This window comes from Streptomyces sp. DSM 40868 (genome assembly GCF_011820545.1).
GTDB lineage: Bacteria > Actinomycetota > Actinomycetes > Streptomycetales > Streptomycetaceae > Streptomyces > Streptomyces eurythermus.
In genome coordinates, this window is the sequence record NZ_CP050504.1 from 1651382 (window position 1) to 1669396 (window position 18015).

The 18015-nt window shown below is 71.6% G+C and carries 16 protein-coding genes; 11 read left to right on the forward strand and 5 right to left on the reverse strand.

Features of this window, described 5'->3' with window-relative positions; genetic code table 11:
• The first annotated feature begins 125 nt into the window (after positions 1 to 125).
• The 3 genes from HB370_RS07300 (at position 126) to HB370_RS07310 (ending at position 4303) form a co-directional block, all read left to right on the forward strand.
• Complete coding sequence (locus tag HB370_RS07300) at positions 126 to 440, forward strand: MarR family transcriptional regulator (RefSeq protein ID WP_030775232.1); 315 nt, start codon at positions 126 to 128, stop codon at positions 438 to 440.
• A complete protein-coding gene (locus HB370_RS07305) occupies positions 440 to 1309 on the forward strand; it encodes a hypothetical protein (RefSeq protein WP_051815206.1) in 870 nt (289 codons plus the stop codon). Before HB370_RS07300 ends, HB370_RS07305 begins: the two co-directional genes overlap by 1 nt.
• Positions 1310 to 1555: 246 nt before the next feature.
• Positions 1556 to 4303: an NACHT domain-containing protein gene (locus HB370_RS07310; RefSeq protein ID WP_051815205.1), complete on the forward strand. Its 2748-nt coding sequence runs from the start codon at positions 1556 to 1558 to the stop codon at positions 4301 to 4303.
• Positions 4304 to 4523: 220 nt separating this feature from the next.
• Here the strand turns inward: HB370_RS07310 and HB370_RS07315 are convergent, their stop codons facing one another.
• The 4 genes from HB370_RS07315 to HB370_RS07330 all read right to left on the reverse strand — a co-directional run bounded on the left by HB370_RS07315 (position 4524) and on the right by HB370_RS07330 (position 8454).
• Complete coding sequence (locus tag HB370_RS07315) at positions 4524 to 5597, reverse strand: acyl-CoA dehydrogenase family protein (RefSeq protein WP_030775228.1); 1074 nt, start codon at positions 5595 to 5597, stop codon at positions 4524 to 4526.
• Positions 5594 to 6775, reverse strand: coding sequence for an acyl-CoA dehydrogenase family protein (locus tag HB370_RS07320; RefSeq protein ID WP_030775226.1), 1182 nt, complete (start codon positions 6773 to 6775; stop codon positions 5594 to 5596). Before HB370_RS07320 ends, HB370_RS07315 begins: the two co-directional genes overlap by 4 nt.
• The gene (locus HB370_RS07325) at positions 6772 to 7743 is read right to left on the reverse strand and encodes an NADPH:quinone oxidoreductase family protein (protein ID WP_030775224.1); all 972 of its coding nucleotides are present in this window, start codon (positions 7741 to 7743) and stop codon (positions 6772 to 6774) included. The genes HB370_RS07320 and HB370_RS07325 overlap by 4 nt, the downstream gene beginning before the upstream one ends.
• 138 nt (positions 7744 to 7881) lie before the next feature.
• The gene (locus HB370_RS07330) at positions 7882 to 8454 is read right to left on the reverse strand and encodes an XRE family transcriptional regulator (protein ID WP_030775222.1); all 573 of its coding nucleotides are present in this window, start codon (positions 8452 to 8454) and stop codon (positions 7882 to 7884) included.
• A gap of 77 nt (positions 8455 to 8531) precedes the next feature.
• On the opposite strand from HB370_RS07330, the gene HB370_RS07335 reads away from it, so the two are divergent.
• The 8 genes from HB370_RS07335 (at position 8532) to HB370_RS07370 (ending at position 16640) form a co-directional block, all read left to right on the forward strand.
• Positions 8532 to 9458 carry an NAD(P)/FAD-dependent oxidoreductase gene (locus HB370_RS07335; RefSeq protein WP_030775220.1) on the forward strand — a complete coding sequence of 309 codons (927 nt, stop codon included), beginning with the start codon at positions 8532 to 8534 and terminating at the stop codon, positions 9456 to 9458.
• 154 nt (positions 9459 to 9612) lie between these two features.
• Positions 9613 to 11151, forward strand: a complete 1539-nt coding sequence (locus HB370_RS07340; RefSeq protein ID WP_030775219.1) for an ATP-dependent DNA ligase — start codon at positions 9613 to 9615, stop codon at positions 11149 to 11151.
• Positions 11148 to 11621, forward strand: coding sequence for an NUDIX domain-containing protein (locus tag HB370_RS07345; RefSeq protein ID WP_030775217.1), 474 nt, complete (start codon positions 11148 to 11150; stop codon positions 11619 to 11621). Before HB370_RS07340 ends, HB370_RS07345 begins: the two co-directional genes overlap by 4 nt.
• A 77-nt stretch (positions 11622 to 11698) precedes the next feature.
• A complete protein-coding gene (locus HB370_RS07350) occupies positions 11699 to 13084 on the forward strand; it encodes an NADP-dependent succinic semialdehyde dehydrogenase (protein WP_030775215.1) in 1386 nt (461 codons plus the stop codon).
• A gap of 26 nt (positions 13085 to 13110) precedes the next feature.
• Complete coding sequence (locus HB370_RS07355; RefSeq protein ID WP_030603860.1) at positions 13111 to 13344, forward strand: DUF6213 family protein; 234 nt, start codon at positions 13111 to 13113, stop codon at positions 13342 to 13344.
• Between the two features lie 467 nt (positions 13345 to 13811).
• Positions 13812 to 14876: a type III polyketide synthase gene (locus tag HB370_RS07360; RefSeq protein WP_030775213.1), complete on the forward strand. Its 1065-nt coding sequence runs from the start codon at positions 13812 to 13814 to the stop codon at positions 14874 to 14876.
• Positions 14873 to 16087 (forward strand): cytochrome P450, encoded by a 1215-nt coding sequence (locus HB370_RS07365; RefSeq protein WP_030775211.1) that lies wholly within the window; start codon positions 14873 to 14875, stop codon positions 16085 to 16087. Before HB370_RS07360 ends, HB370_RS07365 begins: the two co-directional genes overlap by 4 nt.
• A gap of 31 nt (positions 16088 to 16118) precedes the next feature.
• Positions 16119 to 16640, forward strand: coding sequence for a cupin domain-containing protein (locus tag HB370_RS07370; protein ID WP_030775209.1), 522 nt, complete (start codon positions 16119 to 16121; stop codon positions 16638 to 16640).
• Between the two features lie 39 nt (positions 16641 to 16679).
• Here the strand turns inward: HB370_RS07370 and HB370_RS07375 are convergent, their stop codons facing one another.
• Positions 16680 to 17936 carry an acyl-CoA dehydrogenase family protein gene (locus HB370_RS07375; RefSeq protein ID WP_030775207.1) on the reverse strand — a complete coding sequence of 419 codons (1257 nt, stop codon included), beginning with the start codon at positions 17934 to 17936 and terminating at the stop codon, positions 16680 to 16682.
• Between the last annotated feature and the right edge of the window lie 79 nt (positions 17937 to 18015).

Sequence of the window (18015 nt, forward strand, 5' to 3'; positions counted from 1 at the left end):
GACGTTACGGAGCGGTTCACCGGAGCCGGAGCGGGGCGGGGCGGGGGAACGTAGTCACGTGGAGGAAAGGCTCCTACCGTATGTCGTACTCGACATATGGTTCAGGCTGCCTCCATGATGGAGGCATGCCGCCAATTCGCCTGACGCGCCCGACACTTGAGGTCCTCAAGGTCCTCATGGCGTCCAAACCCGATGATCCTGCCTGGGGCTTGAAGATCTGTCTGGAGGCTCAGCTCGGCTCGGGCACCGTCTACCCCATCCTGGAGCGCTTGGAGCGCAACGGGTGGATCACCGCCACCGAGGAGTCCGGCCCGCACCCCGGGCGGCCAGCCCGCCGCTACTACGCACTGACCAGCGCAGGTGCGCAGTTCACGCGCGAAGCCTTCGCCGCCCGTAGCATCACCCTGCGTCCAGCGTTCGGGGAAGGTAATTCCCTCTGATGCCAGACCAGCCTCAACCGACGTTTATTGTGCCGCAGCAGCGGATCCCTTTGGTCCGCACCTTCGGAGTCGCGGTCCTCATCGGATACATCGGGACAGAAGTCTGGTTGCTTCAGACGCTCGTCCCCCCACTTCGCTCGCCTTACTGGTTCCTGCCATCGCTCTCCGTCCTCCTCATTGGGCACATAGCTGCGAATCTGCCCATCATCTCGCGCATCGTTCTCGACTTCTGGTACTGCACGTATACAGTGGCCGAGGCTCCTTGTGAGCCGGAGATGCCGTACGAGGATCTTGAGAGGCCTTCCCCGCTCGTTCGCCGTACCGTCTCCGTAGCGGCCTGGATTGCCGGCCGCCGCCGTCCGCACCTGGGAGACGAGTGGGCGACCCTTCTGGCGGCTGATCCGGAAAACGGGATCGTATTGTCGCGCCGCCAGCGATTCCACCTGGTGGCCGGCTTCTTGTTCGCGGCGGTCCGCTTTCGTCTGAAAGACATGGTCGCGCCGTTGTGGGTGCCGGTCGACTGGGTGCTCGCCTCTGAATCGCGATCGCAGGCACTGGTCGCGCTGCTGGTGGGCGGCCAGGCCGTGTACATCGTGGGTGACGGGGGCTTCGGCGCGCTGTTTACGGACATCTGGGAGCCGTGCGGGACCCTCGGTGTCGGCTTGTACATGCTGTTGCGGTGGCTGCGCCGGGTTCGCGGAATCGAGCTGACGCCCGCGCGGGAGGAGCCGCCGAGGGCTGCGACAGGACCATCCACAGCCCGCCTGTCCAACACCCCGGAAGAGGGTTCGCGCCATGGAGCCGAACGCGGGGTCACAAGCGCCGCCGCCGACGACCTGACGGACATCGCGAACCGCACGACCCCTTGAGTGACACACGGGTGCCGGGCGTCGCTTGGAGTTTCAGTGCCCGCCGCACGTAGGCCTCGAGGCTCTCCTGCTTGAGCATGGCCTTCCAGTTCAGGGTGAGGTGCAGAGGTTGTGCAGGACCGTCTTGGCGGCTTCCTTGCCACCCAGCGTGGTGGTGGCGTACCGGCGGTAGAAGCCATCCAGGTGCGGGCATCTCGTAGTGGACGCCGTGCAAGGCGCTGAGTTCGGTGCTGGACAGGGGGATCCGTGGCGGGCGACAAGGGCTTGTCCATCGGTCGTACGGGATTGCTGGGGCTGGGGGTCGGCGCTCCCCTGGTCGTGGGAACACAGCTCTGGCCGAGGGTGGAGAGCCATCCCCTGCTGGCCGTGGGACTTCTCTGCGCCTACGAAGTAGCCCTGGCTGTCCTCGCGTTCGTCGCTTCCATCTCGAAAGAGCTGGAGAGTCGCCTGGCGAAGCGGGTGGTTGACGGGGTCGAGCGGCTGCTGTTGGCGCGCCTCACCCGGTACGAGCGGAGGTATCGCCGATACCTGGTCGTGCGGCATTCGGCAGGCGGCGTCAAGGGCCTGATCATCCAGGGAGCGCGGAACCCCCGCCTCGATGACGTATTCGTCGACGTAAGCCTGAGGCCAAGCCCACTGCACCAGGCTCAGAACGTCACCCTCGCGGACCCCGAGCAGGAGGTTCCGGACGGCGAGCGCAGATCTCTCCTGGACCTCCTGGACCATCCGGGTCCGCAGTCCCTTGTCGTCATCGGCGCCCCCGGCACGGGGAAGACGACGCTCTTGGAACACACCACGGTGGTGTACGCCCGGCGCCGGGCACGGCGGTGGGCGAAGCGCCGGCTGCCGGTCTTTGTCACTCTGCGCGACCACGTCGAGCAGATAGTCGGAGACGGCGTCGCGGGTCCGGGGTTGGCGATCGCCGACGTCGCACGACTGACGCTCTCGGCCGCGGCTCTGGGGGAAGCGCCCGCCGGGTGGTTCGAGGACCATCTGGAACACGGCCGCTGTGTGGTGCTGCTCGACGGCTTGGACGAGGTCGCCGACCCGTCCACGCGCCGGCGCTTGGTGCAGTGGGCGGAGACGCAGGTCGCCCGCTACCCGGACAATCATTGGGTGCTCACCACCCGGCCACAGGGCTACGACGCCGCGCCACTGGACGGTGCCGAGGTGCTCGTGGTCCGCCGCTTCACGCCGGACCAGATCCGCCGCTTTGTACACGGCTGGTACGTCGCCGTTGAGCGCCTCTCGGGCAGCAGGGGCACAGGAGCGGCGGCGTACGCCTCGGCCGAGGATCTCATCGACCGGCTGCGCGCCCAGCCCAGTCTCTACGGATTGTCCTCCAACCCCTTGCTGCTCACCATGCTCTGCAACGTGCACCGCTATCTCGGAGCGCTGCCCGGCACCCGGGCTGAGCTGTACGGCCAGATCTGCCAGGTGCTGCTGTGGCGTAGGCACCAGGCCAAGGGGCTCTGGAAGGACGCCGACGCGGGACCGGCCCGTGAAGCAGTGCTACGGGAACTCGCGTACGGGATGATGGTCCATCAGACCCGCTCGCTGCCCGTCGGCGGGGCGCTCGCCACGGATCTGCTCTTTCCGGCACTCGTCCGCGAACTCCCCGGGGTGTCCGCGGACGCCTTCCTGACGTCCATCGCCCGCACCGGGCTGCTCATCGAACGTGAACCCGGACAGTTCAGCTTCGCGCACCAGACCTTCCAGGAGTATCTGGCGGCCTACCATATCCATCAGAACGGTATGGGCCACCTCCTGGAGCGGAGGATCAGCGAGCCCTGGTGGCGCGAGACCATTCTGCTGTGGGCGGCGGTCAACCCACCCGACCAAGTCATCGAGGCGTGCCTTGAGCTGGACACCGCCGAGGCACTGGGACTCGCGCTCGACTGCTACGACGAGGCCCGGCAGAAGCCGCATGAGCTCGGTCAGCGCCTCGAACAACTGCGCCTGGAGGCGCTGCGGTCGCCGGTGGACTCGCCCCGTCGACGGATAATGACAGGGGCCACGATCGCCCGCCATCTGCGCCAGGTCGTCTGGCTGGCGGACGGAGTACTGGTCAGCGCGCTGCCGGTCAACCACGATGTCTACCGTCTGTTCACCGACGCCCATCCGGAGTTCCGCCCCGAAGACGAGGAAGGGTCTCGACGACGGTCACGGGCCGCCACCACCGACTACGGTCCTGCGTTCCTCGGTATTCCGCCGGGCGCGCCAGAGGCTCTGGTCCGATGGGTGAACGACGTGCTCGACGGTTCTGCCGTCTTCCGGCTGCCCACCTGGAACGAGGCCTCAGATCCCGCCATGCAACCGCTGCTGCCTCCAGAGTGCTCACTATGGGCCCAGCCTCCGCATGACTGGAGCGACCGGACACCGGTCTGCTGGGCGCCGGAGGGCATGCCCCACCCCTGGTCAGTGCCCCTGGAGCGCGTGTACGAGCGGGCTGTCGGAAGCGGGATCGGCACCATTGAGAGTTCCGACGCGGGGGCCTGGTTCCCTTATCAGCACACTGATCCCAGGCTTCACGGCTTACTCACCAACGCGGTGCGTGCGATCACGAACACGGCACGCTACTTGAGTTTCGACCCCGTCGCGACCTTCCCGTCAATCGACATCAGTTCGCGTCAGGCTCTGATTCGCCCCTCGTCCCCTCGACTTCTGATGGAGCTGCTCACGGCCCTCCCCGACACGGTGGAACGCGCACCACGGCTCATAGCCCCCATCCATGGAGACCCCTCGATCAGCGAAAACCGCCGACTGGCGGCCAGCATTGCCGACCTGGGAGCGGAGACGGTCGCCCGTGGTCTGGAAAAGGAGCGGGAAGCCGCCGATCTGCTGAGGGTGGCGACCATGACCCTCGCACACCGCAGTGACGGGATGGAGATCCAGACGATGTGCCGTGACATCGCTCTTGGCATCACCACGCTGCAGGACCGCGCGGACGGCATCATCCCAGCACGCGAGGTGGTCCTCCTAGTGCGCGCCTGAGCGCCAGAACGGTCGGCCCCCTCCCGTCGGCGCGGTGTTCACGAACGACGGCGGACCGGCGTGGACGTAGACATCGCCCCTGGTTCCCCGACAGCACCCGTTCCCTCACGGGTCTGCATCGAAGCCTGGCTCACCGGCAGACCACCCGCCCGCACCCGCGCCTCACCCTCCGCCGCACGGAAAGCCCGCCCCGGGTTGGGCGGGCTTCACCAGGTGGGGGTCAGGGGGCCTGGAGGTCGGCCAGGGCGGCCAGCTTCTCGCGGTGGGCGCCCGGCGTGCCGTAGGCGATCGAGTCCGCCTTGGCCCGCTTCAGGTACAGGTGGACGGGGTGTTCCCAGGTCATGCCGATCCCGCCGTGCAGTTGCAGCGCCTCCTCGGTGGCGCGTACGGCGACGGGGGCGGCGTAGGCCTGGGCGACGGCCACCGTGATGTCGGTGTCCACGCCCGAGGAGAGGGCGTCGGCGGCGGCGCGGGCGGCGGCCCTCAGGTGGACCACCTCCAGCCACAGCCGGGCCAGCCGGTGCTTGAGTGCCTGGAAGCCGCCGACCGGCCGGTTGAACTGCTTGCGCTCCTTCAGGTAGCGGACGGTCTCCGTCAACGCCCAGTCGGCCACTCCCAGTTGCTCGGAGGCGAGCAGTCCGGCGGCGGCGCGCAGGGCCCGGCGTACGGCGGGCTCGGTGTCCCCGACGCGGCGGCCGGGGGCGCCCGCCAGCCGTACGGTGGCCAGTGGCCGGGTCAGGTCCAGGGAGGTCTGGGGCAGGATGGTCACGGCGTCGGCGGCGACGGCGTACAGGCCGCCGTCGTCGGCCGGGACGAGCAGTACGTCGGCGACGGCCGCGTCCGCGATGCCGGTCAGCTCGCCGTGCAGGGTGCCGTTCTCCAGCCGTACGGTCCTGACGCCGGTGGCCGGGCCGGTGTGCAGGCCGACCGCCAGGGCGCCGATGGTGCGCCCGGAGGCCAGCTGCCCCAGCAGTTCCCCGTCGCCGCAGGCCAGCAGCGCCTCGGTGGCCACGACCGCGCTGGTCAGGTACGGCACGGGGGCGACGGCCCGGCCCAGTTCCTCCAGGACGACGGCCGCCTCGCGGTGGGAGGCGCCCTGGCCGCCCTGCTCCTCGGGTACCAGGAGGCCGGCCAGGCCCATGTCCTCGGTGAGCGACTTCCACAGGGCGCGGTCGTGGGGCGCGTCCGACTCGGTGCGGGCGAGCACGCCGGCCGGCGGGCAGTGGTCCGTGAGCAGGTCGCGGACGGCGGCGCGCAGCGCCTCTTCCTCCTCGGAGTACAGCAGATCCGTCATCGGGCGAGGTCCTTCCAGGCGACGTCCTTGTCGGTGCGCGGTTCGGCGGGCAGGCCCAGGACGCGCTCGGCCACGATGTTCAGCAGCACCTCGCTGGTGCCGCCCTCGATGCTGTTGCCCTTGGAGCGCAGATAGCGGTAGCCGGCGTCACGGCCGGTGAAGTCGACGTGTTCGGGGCGGCGCATGGTCCAGTCGTCGTACAACAGGCCCTCTTCGCCCCGCAGTTCCACCTCCAGGCCGCTGATCTCCTGGTTGAGGCGGGCGAAGGCGAGCTTCATGCCGGCGCCCTCGGGTCCGGGCTGGCCCGCGGCGAGCTGCTGGCGCAGCCGCTCGCCGGTGAACCGGGCCACCTCGGCCTCCACCCACAGCGTCAGCAGCCGCTGGTGCAGTTCGTGGGTGCGCAGCTCCGGGCGCTCGCGCCAGGTCTTCGCGACGGCGCCGATCATGCCGCCCTCGCGGGGCTGGGCCATGCCGCCGATGGCGACGCGCTCGTTGTTGAGGGTGGTCTGGGCGACCCGCCAGCCGTCGCCGACCGCGCCGAGGCGGCGGTTGTCGGGGATGCGGACGCCGGTGAGGAAGACCTCGTTGAACTCGGCCTCGCCGGTGATCTGGCGCAGCGGCCGGACCTCCACGCCCGGGTCGGTCATGTCGCAGACGAAGTAGGTGATGCCCTGGTGCTTGGGCACGTCCGGGTCGGTGCGGGCGATGAGGATGGCCCAGCGGGCGAGGTGGGCGCTGGAGGTCCACACCTTCTGCCCGTTGACCACCCACTCGTCGCCCTCGCGGACCGCCCGCGTGCCGAGCGCGGCCAGGTCGGAGCCGGCGCCGGGCTCGCTGAACAGCTGGCACCAGACCTCCTCCCCGGTCCACAGGGGCCGCAGATAGCGCCGTTTCTGCTCCTCGGTGCCGTACGTGAGGATGGTCGGCGCGGCCATGCCGAGGCCGATGCCGATGCGCCGGGGGTCGTTGTCGGGGGCGCCCGCGGCCTCCAGCTCGGCGTCCACGACGCCCTGGAGGGAGCGCGGGGCGCCGAGGCCGCCGAGGCCCTGGGGGTAGTGCACCCAGGCGAGGCCGGCGTCGAAGCGGGCCCGCAGGAAGTCCAGGCGGTCGGTGCTCGCGGGCGGGTACTGGTCGAGCAACTCCCGGGTGCGGCTGCGCAGTTCGTCGGCGTCGGTCATGCGGCGGCTCCTTTCTCCGGTACGACGGCGATCCGGCCGGTGGTCACCCCGTCGGCGACCCGCTGCACGGCACCGGCCGCGCCGGCGAGCGGCACCCGCTCGCTGACCAGCGGCTTGACGGCGCCCCGCGCGGCCAGCTCGGTGAGCTGTTCGTGGCAGTGCCGGACCAGCTCCGGGTTCTTGGTGTTGTACAGGCCCCAGTGCAGGCCGAGGATCGAGTAGTTCTTCACCAGGGCGTGGTTGAGGGCGGGGGTGGGGATGGTGCCGCCGGCGAAGCCCACGACGACGATCCGGCCCTCGAAGGCGACGACCTTGGCGGACTGGGTGTATGCCTCGCCGCCGACCGGGTCGTAGATCACGTCGGCGCCCCGGCCGCCGGTGGCCTCCTTCACGGCGGCGACGACGTCCTCGGCGCGCCGGTCGACCACCACGTCACAGCCCAGTTCCCGGGCGACGGCGGCCTTCTTCTCCCCGCCCACGACACCGATCACGGTGGCGCCGGCCGCCTTGCCGAGCTGGACGGCGGCGCTGCCCACGCCCCCGGCGGCGGCGTGCACGAGCAGGGTCTCCCCCGCCTCCAGCCGGGCCCGCCGGTGCAGGCCGAACCAGCCGGTCTGGTAGCCGATGTGCAGGGCGGCGGCCTCGGCGTCGTCCAGCGACTCGGGAGCGGGCAGCAGGGTGCGGGCGTCGGCGACGGCGTACTCGGCGAAGCCGCCGTACGGCAGCGCGGGGTTGGCTATCACCCGGCGGCCGTCCTCGGTCTCGCCGCAGATCTCCACGCCGGGCGTGAAGGGCAGCGGCGGGCGCACCTGGTACTGGCCCCGGCACAGCAGCGCGTCGGGGAAGTTGACGTTGGCCGCGCGCACCCGCAGCAGCACCTGGCCGGCGCCGGGCGTGGGCCGCTCCGTCTCCGCCAGGCGCATCACCTCGCTCGGCTCGCCGTTCTCGTGCACTTGCCATGCCTGCATGCGGGGCCTCCACGGGACTGCTTCGTCTGACCGGGTCCGACCGCATACTAAGCGGTCGCTTGCCGATCAGGGAACAGCCGACGGGCCCCGAACGCGAGCGGATGTCAGGCAGCGGCAACCCCGCGCACGACGCTCACGTCAGGAACGGGCCGGCCGCGCCCGTACGTGCATCCGCTCCCCCTGCGGCCCGAACAGGCTCAGGAACTCCACCGGCCCGTCCCCCGCCGGCCCGAACCAGTGCGGCACCCGGGTGTCGAACTCGGCCGCCTCGCCCGGCGAGAGCACCACGTCGTGCTGCCCGAGCACCAGGCGCAACCGCCCGGACAGCACGTACAGCCATTCGTAGCCCTCGTGGGTGCGGGGGTCGGGCTCGGCGCCGCGCTGCGGTTCGACCACCTTGTACGCCTGGAGTCCGCCGGGCTGCCGGGTCAGCGGATACAGGGTGCGCCCGTGCCGGGTGATCGGCCGGGCCCGCACCCGGGGGTCGCCGACCGGCGGGGCGCCGACCAGTTCGTCCAGCGGGACCTGGTGGGCCTGGGCGATGGGCAGCAGCAGTTCCAGGCTGGGCTTGCGCAGGCCGGACTCCAGCCGGGACAGGGTGCTGACGGAGATGCCGGTGGCCTCGGACAGCGCCGCCAGGGTGACCTGCCGCTCCTTGCGGATCCGTCGCAGCCGGGGGCCGACCTCGGCGAGAACGTCGTCGGTACTCATGACCTTATTGCAGATTCGGCAAAGGTGTTTGTCAATGCGGCACGGCTTGGGCGACGGTCGGGGCGGAGGTGGTCACCATGACCGAGAAGTACGAAGTGGTCGTCGTCGGCGGCGGGGCGGCCGGGCTGTCCGCCGCGCTGGTGCTGGGCCGGTCCCGGCGCCGCACCCTGGTGGTCGACGCGGGCGAGCCGCGCAACGCGCCGTCCTCGCACATGCAGGGGTACCTCTCCCGGGACGGCATGTCCCCGGCCGAGTTCCTGGCGGTCGGGCGCGCGGAGATCGCCCGGTACGGGGTGGAGCTGGTCCGGGACCGGGTGGTGGACGCGAGCCGGGACACGGACTTCACCGTCGTCCTCGCCGGGGGCCGGACCGTGCGGGCCCGGCGGCTGGTGATCGCGACCGGCCTGCGCGACGAGCTGCCGCGGGTCCCGGGCCTGGCCGAGCGGTTCGGCCGGGATGTGCTGCACTGCCCGTACTGCCACGGCTGGGAAATGCGCGACCTGCCGACCGGGGTGCTCGCCACCTCGCCGCTCAGCGTGCACCAGGCGCTGATGGTCACCCAGTGGTCGAAGGACGTACGGCTCTTCCTGCACCAAGTGGACGAGGCCGAGCTGACCGACCAGGACCTGCGCAGGCTGGCCGCCGCCGGGGTCGCGGTGGTGCCCGGGGAGGTGGCGGGGCTGGTGGTCACCGACGACCGGCTCACCGGAGTCCGGCTTTCGGACGGCACGGTGCACGACCGCGCGGTGCTGTACGCCGCCCCGCGCGCCGTCGCGAACAACGATCTCCTGGTCAAGCTGGGCGCGGACCTGCACGAGACCCCGTTCGGCGACTACCCGGTGATCGACGAACGGGGCCTGACGAGTGTGCCCGGGCTGTGGGCGGCGGGCAACGCGAGCGGATTCACCGAGCAGGTGGTGAACGCGGCCAGCCGGGGCTACCGGGCGGGCGCGGCGATCAACGCGGAACTGCTGATGACCGACCTCGACGCAAGCGCCCCGTAAGGGGCGCGGGGAACCGCGCGAGCAGCCACGACGCGCCCCGCAGACAAGAAACCACGCGCCCCGTGGGCGCGGCCGTCAACGGGGAACCGCTGATGAGCGGCCTCCACGCGGCTGTGGGGGTGTAGACCGCGCGCCCCCGGTGCACTCTGGGGACATGCTGCTGACCCGGCTGGCCGAGGTGTCCCGGGAGGTCGCCGCGACGGCGGCGCGGTCCCGTAAGACCGCGCTGCTCGCGGAGTTGTTCCGGGAGGCCGAGCCGGCGGACGTGCCGATCGTCATCCCCTATCTGGCCGGACGGCTGCCGCAGGGCCGGCTCGGGGTGGGCTGGAAGGTGCTGGGCCGTCCGGTGCCGCCGGCCGCCGAGCCGACGCTCACCGTGCGCGAGGTCGACGCCCGGCTCGCCGAGCTGGGGAAAGTGGCCGGGCCCGGGGCCCAGGCGGAGCGGTCCCGGGTCGTCGGTGAGCTGATGGGCGCGGCCACCGAGGCCGAGCAGCGCTTCCTGCTCGGTCTGCTCACCGGCGAGGTCCGCCAGGGCGCGCTGGACGCGGTCGCGGTGGAGGGCCTGGCCCGGGCGACCCAGGCGGATCCGGCGGACGTACGGCGGGCCGTGATGCTCGCCGGGTCGCTCCAGACGGTGGCCGAGGCGCTGCTCGGCGAGGGGCCGGCGGCGCTGGAGCGGTTCCGGCTCACGGTGGGCCGCCCGGTGCTGCCGATGCTGGCGCACAGCGCGTCGTCGGTCGCGGAGGCGGTGCGCAAGCTGGGCGCCTGCGCGGTGGAGGAGAAGCTGGACGGCATCCGGGTCCAGGTGCACCGGGACGGCGAACGGGTGCGGATCCACACCCGCACCCTGGACGACATCACCGGCCGGCTGCCCGAAGTCACGGCCGCCGCCCTGGCGTTGCCCTGCGAGGGGTTCATCCTGGACGGCGAGGTGATCTCCTTCGACGCGGCGGGGCGGCCCCGGTCCTTCCAGGAGACGGCGGGCCGGGTGGGTTCCCGGTCCGACGTGGCGCGGGCGGCCGAGGAGGTCCCGGTCTCCCCCGTCTTCTTCGACGCCCTCGCGGTGGACGGCCGCGACCTGCTCGACCTGCCCTTCGCCGAGCGGCACGCGGAGCTGGCCCGGCTGGTGCCCGAGCCGATGCGGGTGCGGCGCACACTGGTCTCGGGGCCCGGGGACCTGGCGGAGGCGGAGCGGTTCCTGGCGGACACCCTGGCCCGGGGGCACGAGGGCGTGGTGGTCAAGGCGCTCGACGCGCCCTACAGCGCGGGCCGGCGTGGCGCGTCCTGGCTGAAGGTCAAGCCCGTGCACACCCTGGACCTGGTGGTGCTGGCCGCCGAGTGGGGCCACGGCCGGCGCACCGGCCGGCTGTCCAACCTCCACCTCGGCGCCCGCACCGAGGACGGCGGTTTCGCGATGCTCGGCAAGACGTTCAAGGGCATGACGGACGCGATGCTCGCCTGGCAGACCGAGCGGCTTCGGGAGCTGGCGGTCGAGGACGACGGCCGGGTGGTCCGGGTGCGCCCCGAACTCGTCGTGGAGATCGCCTACGACGGCCTCCAGCGCTCCACCCGCTATCCGGCCGGTGTCACCCTGCGTTTCGCCCGGGTGCTCCGCTACCGCGAGGACAAGCGCCCCGAGGAGGCCGACACCGTTCAGGCCCTGCTGGCGGCCCATCCGGAGGCCGGGACATGACGGTGCGGACGGTGAGGCGCAGCGCGGGACTGCTGTTGTTCCGGCACACGGAACAGGGCCTTCAGGTGTTGCTCGGCCATATGGGCGGCCCGCTGTGGGCCAGGAAGGACGCGGGCGCCTGGACCGTACCCAAGGGCGAGTACGACCCGGCGGAGCCGGCCTGGGAGGCGGCCCGGCGGGAGTTCCGCGAGGAGCTGGGGGTGGCGCCGCCGGACGGTGAGGCCGTACCGCTGGGCGAGGTCGTGCAGCGCAACGGCAAGATCGTCACGGTCTGGGCGGTGGAGGCGGACCTCGACCCGGAGACGATCGAGCCGGGGACGTTCACCATGGAGTGGCCGCCTCGCTCCGGCCGGTTCCAGGAGTTCCCGGAGCTGGACCGGGTGGCGTGGTTCACCCCGGACCGGGCCCGTGCGGTGATCATCACGGCGCAGGCCGCGTTTCTCGACCGGCTGGCGGAGCACTCGGGCTGATCCGAGGACCTGTCGCGTTGCGACTTGCCGGGCCGCGCGCGAAGGTCGAGACAAGCCCGCTCCCAGGGAGGTCGGTCATGCCCATCGCGACGGTGAACCCGGCGAACGGCGAGACGCTGAAGTCGTACGAGCCCATGGACGAGGACGAGCTGGAACGCCGGCTGGAGCTGGCCGAGGCGACGTTCCGCACCTACCGGACGACCTCGTTCACCGAGCGCGCCCGGTTGCTGACCAGGGCCGCGGAGCTGCTGGACGAGGACCGGCGGGAGATCGGCCGGGTCGTCACCACCGAGATGGGCAAGCCGATCCGGCAGGCCCGCGCGGAGGCGGCGAAGTGCGCCAAGGCGATGCGCTGGTACGCCGAGCACGCCGAACGGCTGCTGGCCGACGAGGAGCCCGCCGAGTCGGACGTGCGCGACTCGGGCGCCGCCCGGGTGCGGGTGCGCTACCGCCCGCTCGGCCCGGTGCTCGCCGTGATGCCGTGGAACTTCCCGCTGTGGCAGGTGGTCCGGTTCGCGGCGCCCGCCCTGATGGCCGGCAACGTGGGCCTGCTCAAGCACGCCTCCAACGTGCCGCAGACGGCCCTGTACCTGGAGGACCTCTTCCACCGGGCGGGCTTCCCGGAGGGCTGCTTCCAGACGCTGCTGATCGGCTCCGGCGCGGTGGACGACGTCCTGCGCGACGAGCGGGTCAAGGCGGCCACCCTGACCGGCAGCGAACCGGCGGGCCGGGCGGTCGCGTCCACCGCCGGGGAGATGATCAAGAAGACGGTGCTGGAGCTGGGCGGCAGCGACCCGTACATCGTGATGCCCTCCGCCGACCTCGACCGCGCGGCCGAGGTCGCGGTGACCGCGCGGGTGCAGAACAACGGGCAGTCGTGCATCGCCGCCAAGCGGTTCATCGTGCACACCGATGTCTACGACGCCTTCGCCGAGAAGTTCGTCGCGGGCATGCGGGCCCTGAAGGTCGGCGACCCGCTGGCGGAGGACACCGAGATCGGGCCGCTCGCCAGCGAGCGGGGCCGTGACGACCTGGAGGAGCTGGTCGACGACGCCCGGCACGGCGGGGCGACGGTGCTGTGCGGCGGCGAGCGGCCGGACGGGCCGGGCTGGTACTACCCGCCGACCGTGCTGTCCGGCATCACCCGGGAGATGCGCGTGCACCGCGAGGAGGCGTTCGGACCGGTCGCCACGCTGTACCGGGCGGACGACGTGGACGAGGCCGTGCTCATCGCCAACGACTCTGACTTCGGCCTGAGTTCGAACGTGTGGACACGGGACGAGACCGAGGTCGAGCGGTTCGCCCGGGACCTGGAGGCCGGTTCGGTGTACGTCAACGGGATGACCGCCTCCCACCCGGCGTTCCCGTTCGGCGGGGTGAAGCGCTCGGGGTACGGGCGTGAGCTGTCCGGGCACGGAATCCGGGAGTTCTGCAACATCACCACGGTTTGGCAGGGTGCGTGAGGGCCGCGCGGCTACCATCCCGTTCTGTGAACCGCGAAGTGACCCTGCCTCTGATCGTCGACGACCGCGGGGCCTTGCAGGTCTCCGCGGCCGACGTGAGTAAGTTGTTGCGGACCGTGGGCGCGCGGTGGCTGCATCTGGTCGAGGCGGGCGAGCAGGGGCTCGACGAGGACACCGTGGCCGCGCTGACCATCGAGCTGGCCAAGCTGGCGGACCGGATCGACGTCGCGTGCATCGCGCACAGCAGCGGGACGCAGTAGGCCGTCCCCACCGCGCCGCCGAACGCCCGCACCGCCCCGGCAGTCGGGCCGTACCCGACGGCCCGCCCCATGCCCCGGCCGCCCGCGGTCGGGGCGCCCTCACCGCACCCCCACCGCGTCCCCGCCGCGCCCCGGGCCGCCCAGCCGCCCGCCGCCCGAACCGCCGTCGGCTGCCGCTCGCCCCCTCACCGCCCGCGGCCCGGATCCGTATCGCCGCCCGAGCCACCGCCGCCCACGGCCCGCTTCCCTCGCCGCCGTCCCCTCCGACGTAACGCCCGGCCTGCCGTTTTCCCTCGTCCGGCCGCATGAATCGCCCTGCGGGCCGGACCCCGGGGTCCCCGGTTCGGAGTAATCCAACGCGAGATCATCGCCCTCCCGGGTGACGGTGGGTGGAGCGCCCACAGAGGCGAACCCACCTTCTGACCGGCGGGCGAAGGCCCCCGGAACGCGGAAAGCAGGGACGGTTCATGGCGACCTTGTGCAAGCCCTCGGTGTCGGTCCCGGAGTACGTGATCACGATGGAGGAGACGCTGGAGCTGGCGCGCTCCCGCCACGCCGACCACCCACAACTGCCACTGGCCCTCAGGCTGATCGAGAACACCGGCGTCAAGACGCGGCACATCGTCCAGCCCATCGAGGAGACCCTCAAACACCCGGGCTTCGAGGAGCGCAACAAGCTCTACGAGGCCGAGGCCAAGGCCCGGGTCCCCGCGGTGATCCAGCGCGCGCTGGACGACGCGGAACTGCTCACCAGCGACATCGACGTGATCATCTACGTGTCGTGCACGGGCTTCATGATGCCCTCGCTCACGGCGTGGCTGATCAACGAGATGGACTTCGACAGCACCACCCGCCAGCTCCCGATCGCCCAGCTGGGCTGCGCGGCCGGCGGCGCGGCGATCAACCGGGCGCACGACTTCTGCTCGGCCTACCCGCACGCCAACGCCCTCATCGTGGCCTGCGAGTTCTGCTCGCTGTGCTACCAGCCCACCGACCTCGGCGTCGGTTCGCTGCTCTCCAACGGGCTGTTCGGTGACGGCATCGCCGCCGCCGTGGTCCGCGGGCGCGGCGGCCGGGGCGTCAGCCTGGAGCGCAACGGCTCCTACCTGATCCCGAAGACCGAGGACTGGATCGCCTACGACGTGCGCGCGACCGGCTTCCACTTCCTGCTGGACAAGCGGGTGCCGACGACGATGGAGCCGCTCGCCCCGGCCTTGCGGGAACTGGCCGGCACGCACGGCTGGGACGCGTCCGACCTGGACTTCTACATCATCCACGCGGGCGGTCCCCGAATACTCGACGACCTGAGCAAGTTCCTCGAGGTCGACCCGCACGCCTTCCGGTTCAGCCGGGCCACGCTCACCGAGTACGGCAACATCGCCAGCGCCGTCGTGCTGGACGCGCTGCGGCGGCTGTTCGACGAGGGCGGCGCCGAGGACCGGGCGCGCGGGCTGCTCGCCGGGTTCGGCCCGGGGATCACCGCCGAGATGACGGTCGGGCGCTGGGCCGACGGGGACGGAGCCGGGCGGTGACCGCGCCGGCGCTCGCCGGGACCCGGCCCCCGGTACGGCACTGGCCGGCGCTCGACCTGCCCGGGACCGACTTCGACCCGGTGCTGGCCGATCTGATGGCGGAGGGCCCGGTCACCCGCGTCCAGCTGCCGCACGGAGAGGGCTGGGCGTGGCTGGTCACCCGGTACGAGGACGTGCGCAGGGTGGCGGGCGATCCCCGCTTCAGCCGTGCGGCGGTCATGGCCAAGCAGGTCACCCGGCTGGCCCCGCACTTCATCCCCGAACCGGGGGCGGTCGGCTTCCTCGATCCGCCCGAACACACCCGGCTGCGCCGCTCGGTGGCCGCCGCGTTCGGCGCCAAGGGCGTGGAGCGGGTACGGGAGAAGGCGCGTGACCGGCTGGCGGAGCTGGTGGACGAGCTGCTGCGCGGCGGCCCGCCCGCGGACCTGACCAGCGCGGTGCTCGGCCCGTTCCCGATCGCGGTGATCTGCGAGCTGATGGGCGTCCCGGCCGGCGACCGGCACGCCCTGCACACCTGGACCGAGCTGATCCTCTCCTCCTCGCACGGCAAGCGGATCAGCGAGCGGGCCAAGCGGGAGATGGCCGGGTACTTCGCCGAGCTGATCGGGCGGCGCGAGCACGGCGCCGGCGAGGACGTCACCTCCCTGCTGGGCGCCGCGGTGGGCCGCGGGGAGATCACGCGGGACGAGGCCGTGGGTCTCGCCGTCCTCCTCCAGATCGGCGGCGAGGCGGTCACCAGCAACAGCGGGCAGCTCTTCTACCTGCTGCTGACCCGCCCCGGGTTGCTGCGGCGGCTGCGCGCGGAGCCGGAGCTCAGGCCGCGGGCGATCGACGAACTCCTGCGCTACATCCCGCACCGCAACGCGGTCGGACTGTCCCGCGTCGCCCTGGAGGACGTGGAGATCGGCGGGGTCCGCATCCGCGCGGGCGACCCGGTCTACGTCTCGTACCTGGCCGCCAACCGCGACCCCGAGGTCTTCCCCGACCCGGACACCATCGACTTCTCCCGCAGCCCCAACCCGCACGCGGCCTTCGGCTTCGGTCCGCACTACTGCCCGGGCGGGATCCTGGCCCGGATGGAGGAGGAGCTGCTGACGGACGCCCTGCTGGACCGGGTGCCGGGGCTGCGACTGGCCGTACCGCCGGATCAAGTCCCTTTCCGCAAGGGCGCGTTGATCCGGGGTCCCGAGGCCCTGCCGGTGACGTGGTGAGCCGCCCATGACCGAGACCGAGGGACTGCCCATGACCGAGACCGAGGGACTGTACGTGCCGCCGGGGCACGGCCGTGTCGTCGAGACCCCGGCCCAGCGGGTGACGTTCAAGGTCACCGGCACCCATTCGCGGATGGCCTCCACCTTCGAGGTGGAGGTGCCGCCCGGCTTCGACGTGGGCGCCCATGTGCACACGCGCAGCGAGGAGTTGTTCTACGTCCTCGAGGGCGAGCTGGACGTCCTCGCCTTCGAGCCGCGCATCCGTACCCCCGACAACTGGCAGAAGTGGCAGTCGCCTTCGGGCAGCCGGGTGGTGCGCGCGACTCCGGGCACGGTCATCGTCGTACCGCCGGGCTGCCCCCATGCCTTCGCCAACCCGACGGACGCCCCGGCGAAGATGTTCTTCCAGGCGTCTCCCCCGCCGGACCACGAACGCTACTTCGAGGAACTGCTGGAGATCCTGGCCGCCGGGGGTCCGCCGGACCAGGAGGCGATCGAGGCGCTCAGGGCGAAGTACGACATCGAGCAGCTGACGCCGCTGAAGCACCGGTGAGCAGGCGGAGCCGTGTGCGGTACGCGGCTCCGCCCGCGCTCACCGGATGGGCATGCCCGACAGGGTCCGGGCGATGACCAGCCGCTGGATCTCGCTGGTCCCCTCGAAGATGGTGTAGATCGCGGCGTCCCGGTGCATCCGCTCCACCGGGTACTCCCGCGTGTACCCGTTGCCGCCCAGGATCTGGATGGCCTGCGCGGTCACCTGCTTCGCGGTCTCGCTCGCGTACAGCTTGGACATGGACCCCTCGGCCGCGGTGAACGGCTTGCCGTTGACGGCCATCCAGGAGGCCCGCCACACCAGCAGCCGTGCCGCGTCGATCCGCGTGCGCATGTCCGCGAGCTGGAAGGCCACGCCCTGGTTGTCGATGATCGGCCGGCCGAACTGCTCGCGGGTCTTCGCGTAGTCGAGCGCGACCTCGTAGGCGGCCCGGGCGGTGCCCACGGCCATGGCGCCGACGGCCGGCCGGGACGCCTCGAAGGTGGCCATCGCCGCGTTCTTCACCCTCCCCCAGCCTTCGGCCGGGGGGACCCCCACGCCCCCGGCGGCCTTCGCCTTCTCCCGGGCCCGTGCGAGGCGCTCGTCCAGCTTCTCCTTGCCGCCGAGCAGGCAGGAGCCGGGCACCCGGACATTGTCCAGGACGACCTCGGCGGTGTGGGAGGCACGGATGCCGTGCTTCTTGAACTTCTGCCCCTGCGACAGGCCGGGGGTGCCCGGCGGGACGATGAAGGAGGCGTGGCCCTTGGAGCCCAGCTCCGGGTCGACGACGGCGACGACCACGTGGACATTGGCGATGCCGCCGTTGGTCGCCCAGGTCTTCGTGCCGTTGATCACCCACTCGTCCTTGGCCTCGTCGTAGACGGCGCGGGTGCGCATGGAGGCCACGTCGGAGCCGGCGTCGGGCTCGGAGGAGCAGAACGCGGCGACCTTGACGTCGTTCTGGTCGCCGTACATCTGCGGGATCCAGGTGCCGATCTGCTCGTCGGTGCCGTTGGCGAGGACGCCCACGGCGGCGAGGCCGGTGCCCACGATGGACAGGGCGATGCCCGCGTCGCCCCAGAACAGCTCCTCCATCGTCATCGGGATGCCGAGGCCGGTGGGGTCGAAGTACTGCTGCGCGTAGAAGTCGAGGGAGTAGATGCCGACCTTCGCGGCCTCCTGGATGACCGGCCAGGGCGTCTCCTCGCGCTCGTCCCACTCGGCGGCGGCCGGGCGGATCACGTCCGCGGCGAAGCCATGGAGCCAGTCCCGGACCTCCTTCTGCTCGTCGTTGAGCTCCATGGTGAACTCGGCCATGTCCCCTCCAGCGGCGCTACTGTGTTACTAACGGTAACGCGAGTCTGTTACCGGCCGGTAGGATTGTCAACCGCCGAGT

What these genes read in the sequence shown, in the direction of transcription:
- HB370_RS07300 (WP_030775232.1), top strand. Translation starts at nt 126, where the DNA reads ATGCCGCCAATTCGCCTGACGCGCCCGACACTTGAGGTCCTCAAGGTC.
- HB370_RS07305 (WP_051815206.1), top strand. Translation starts at nt 440, where the DNA reads ATGCCAGACCAGCCTCAACCGACGTTTATTGTGCCGCAGCAGCGGATC.
- HB370_RS07315 (WP_030775228.1), bottom strand. Translation starts at nt 5,597, where the DNA reads ATGACGGATCTGCTGTACTCCGAGGAGGAAGAGGCGCTGCGCGCCGCC.
- HB370_RS07320 (WP_030775226.1), bottom strand. Translation starts at nt 6,775, where the DNA reads ATGACCGACGCCGACGAACTGCGCAGCCGCACCCGGGAGTTGCTCGAC.
- HB370_RS07325 (WP_030775224.1), bottom strand. Translation starts at nt 7,743, where the DNA reads ATGCAGGCATGGCAAGTGCACGAGAACGGCGAGCCGAGCGAGGTGATG.
- HB370_RS07330 (WP_030775222.1), bottom strand. Translation starts at nt 8,454, where the DNA reads ATGAGTACCGACGACGTTCTCGCCGAGGTCGGCCCCCGGCTGCGACGG.
- HB370_RS07335 (WP_030775220.1), top strand. Translation starts at nt 8,532, where the DNA reads ATGACCGAGAAGTACGAAGTGGTCGTCGTCGGCGGCGGGGCGGCCGGG.
- HB370_RS07340 (WP_030775219.1), top strand. Translation starts at nt 9,613, where the DNA reads ATGCTGCTGACCCGGCTGGCCGAGGTGTCCCGGGAGGTCGCCGCGACG.
- HB370_RS07345 (WP_030775217.1), top strand. Translation starts at nt 11,148, where the DNA reads ATGACGGTGCGGACGGTGAGGCGCAGCGCGGGACTGCTGTTGTTCCGG.
- HB370_RS07350 (WP_030775215.1), top strand. Translation starts at nt 11,699, where the DNA reads ATGCCCATCGCGACGGTGAACCCGGCGAACGGCGAGACGCTGAAGTCG.
- HB370_RS07360 (WP_030775213.1), top strand. Translation starts at nt 13,812, where the DNA reads ATGGCGACCTTGTGCAAGCCCTCGGTGTCGGTCCCGGAGTACGTGATC.
- HB370_RS07370 (WP_030775209.1), top strand. Translation starts at nt 16,119, where the DNA reads ATGACCGAGACCGAGGGACTGTACGTGCCGCCGGGGCACGGCCGTGTC.
- HB370_RS07375 (WP_030775207.1), bottom strand. Translation starts at nt 17,936, where the DNA reads ATGGCCGAGTTCACCATGGAGCTCAACGACGAGCAGAAGGAGGTCCGG.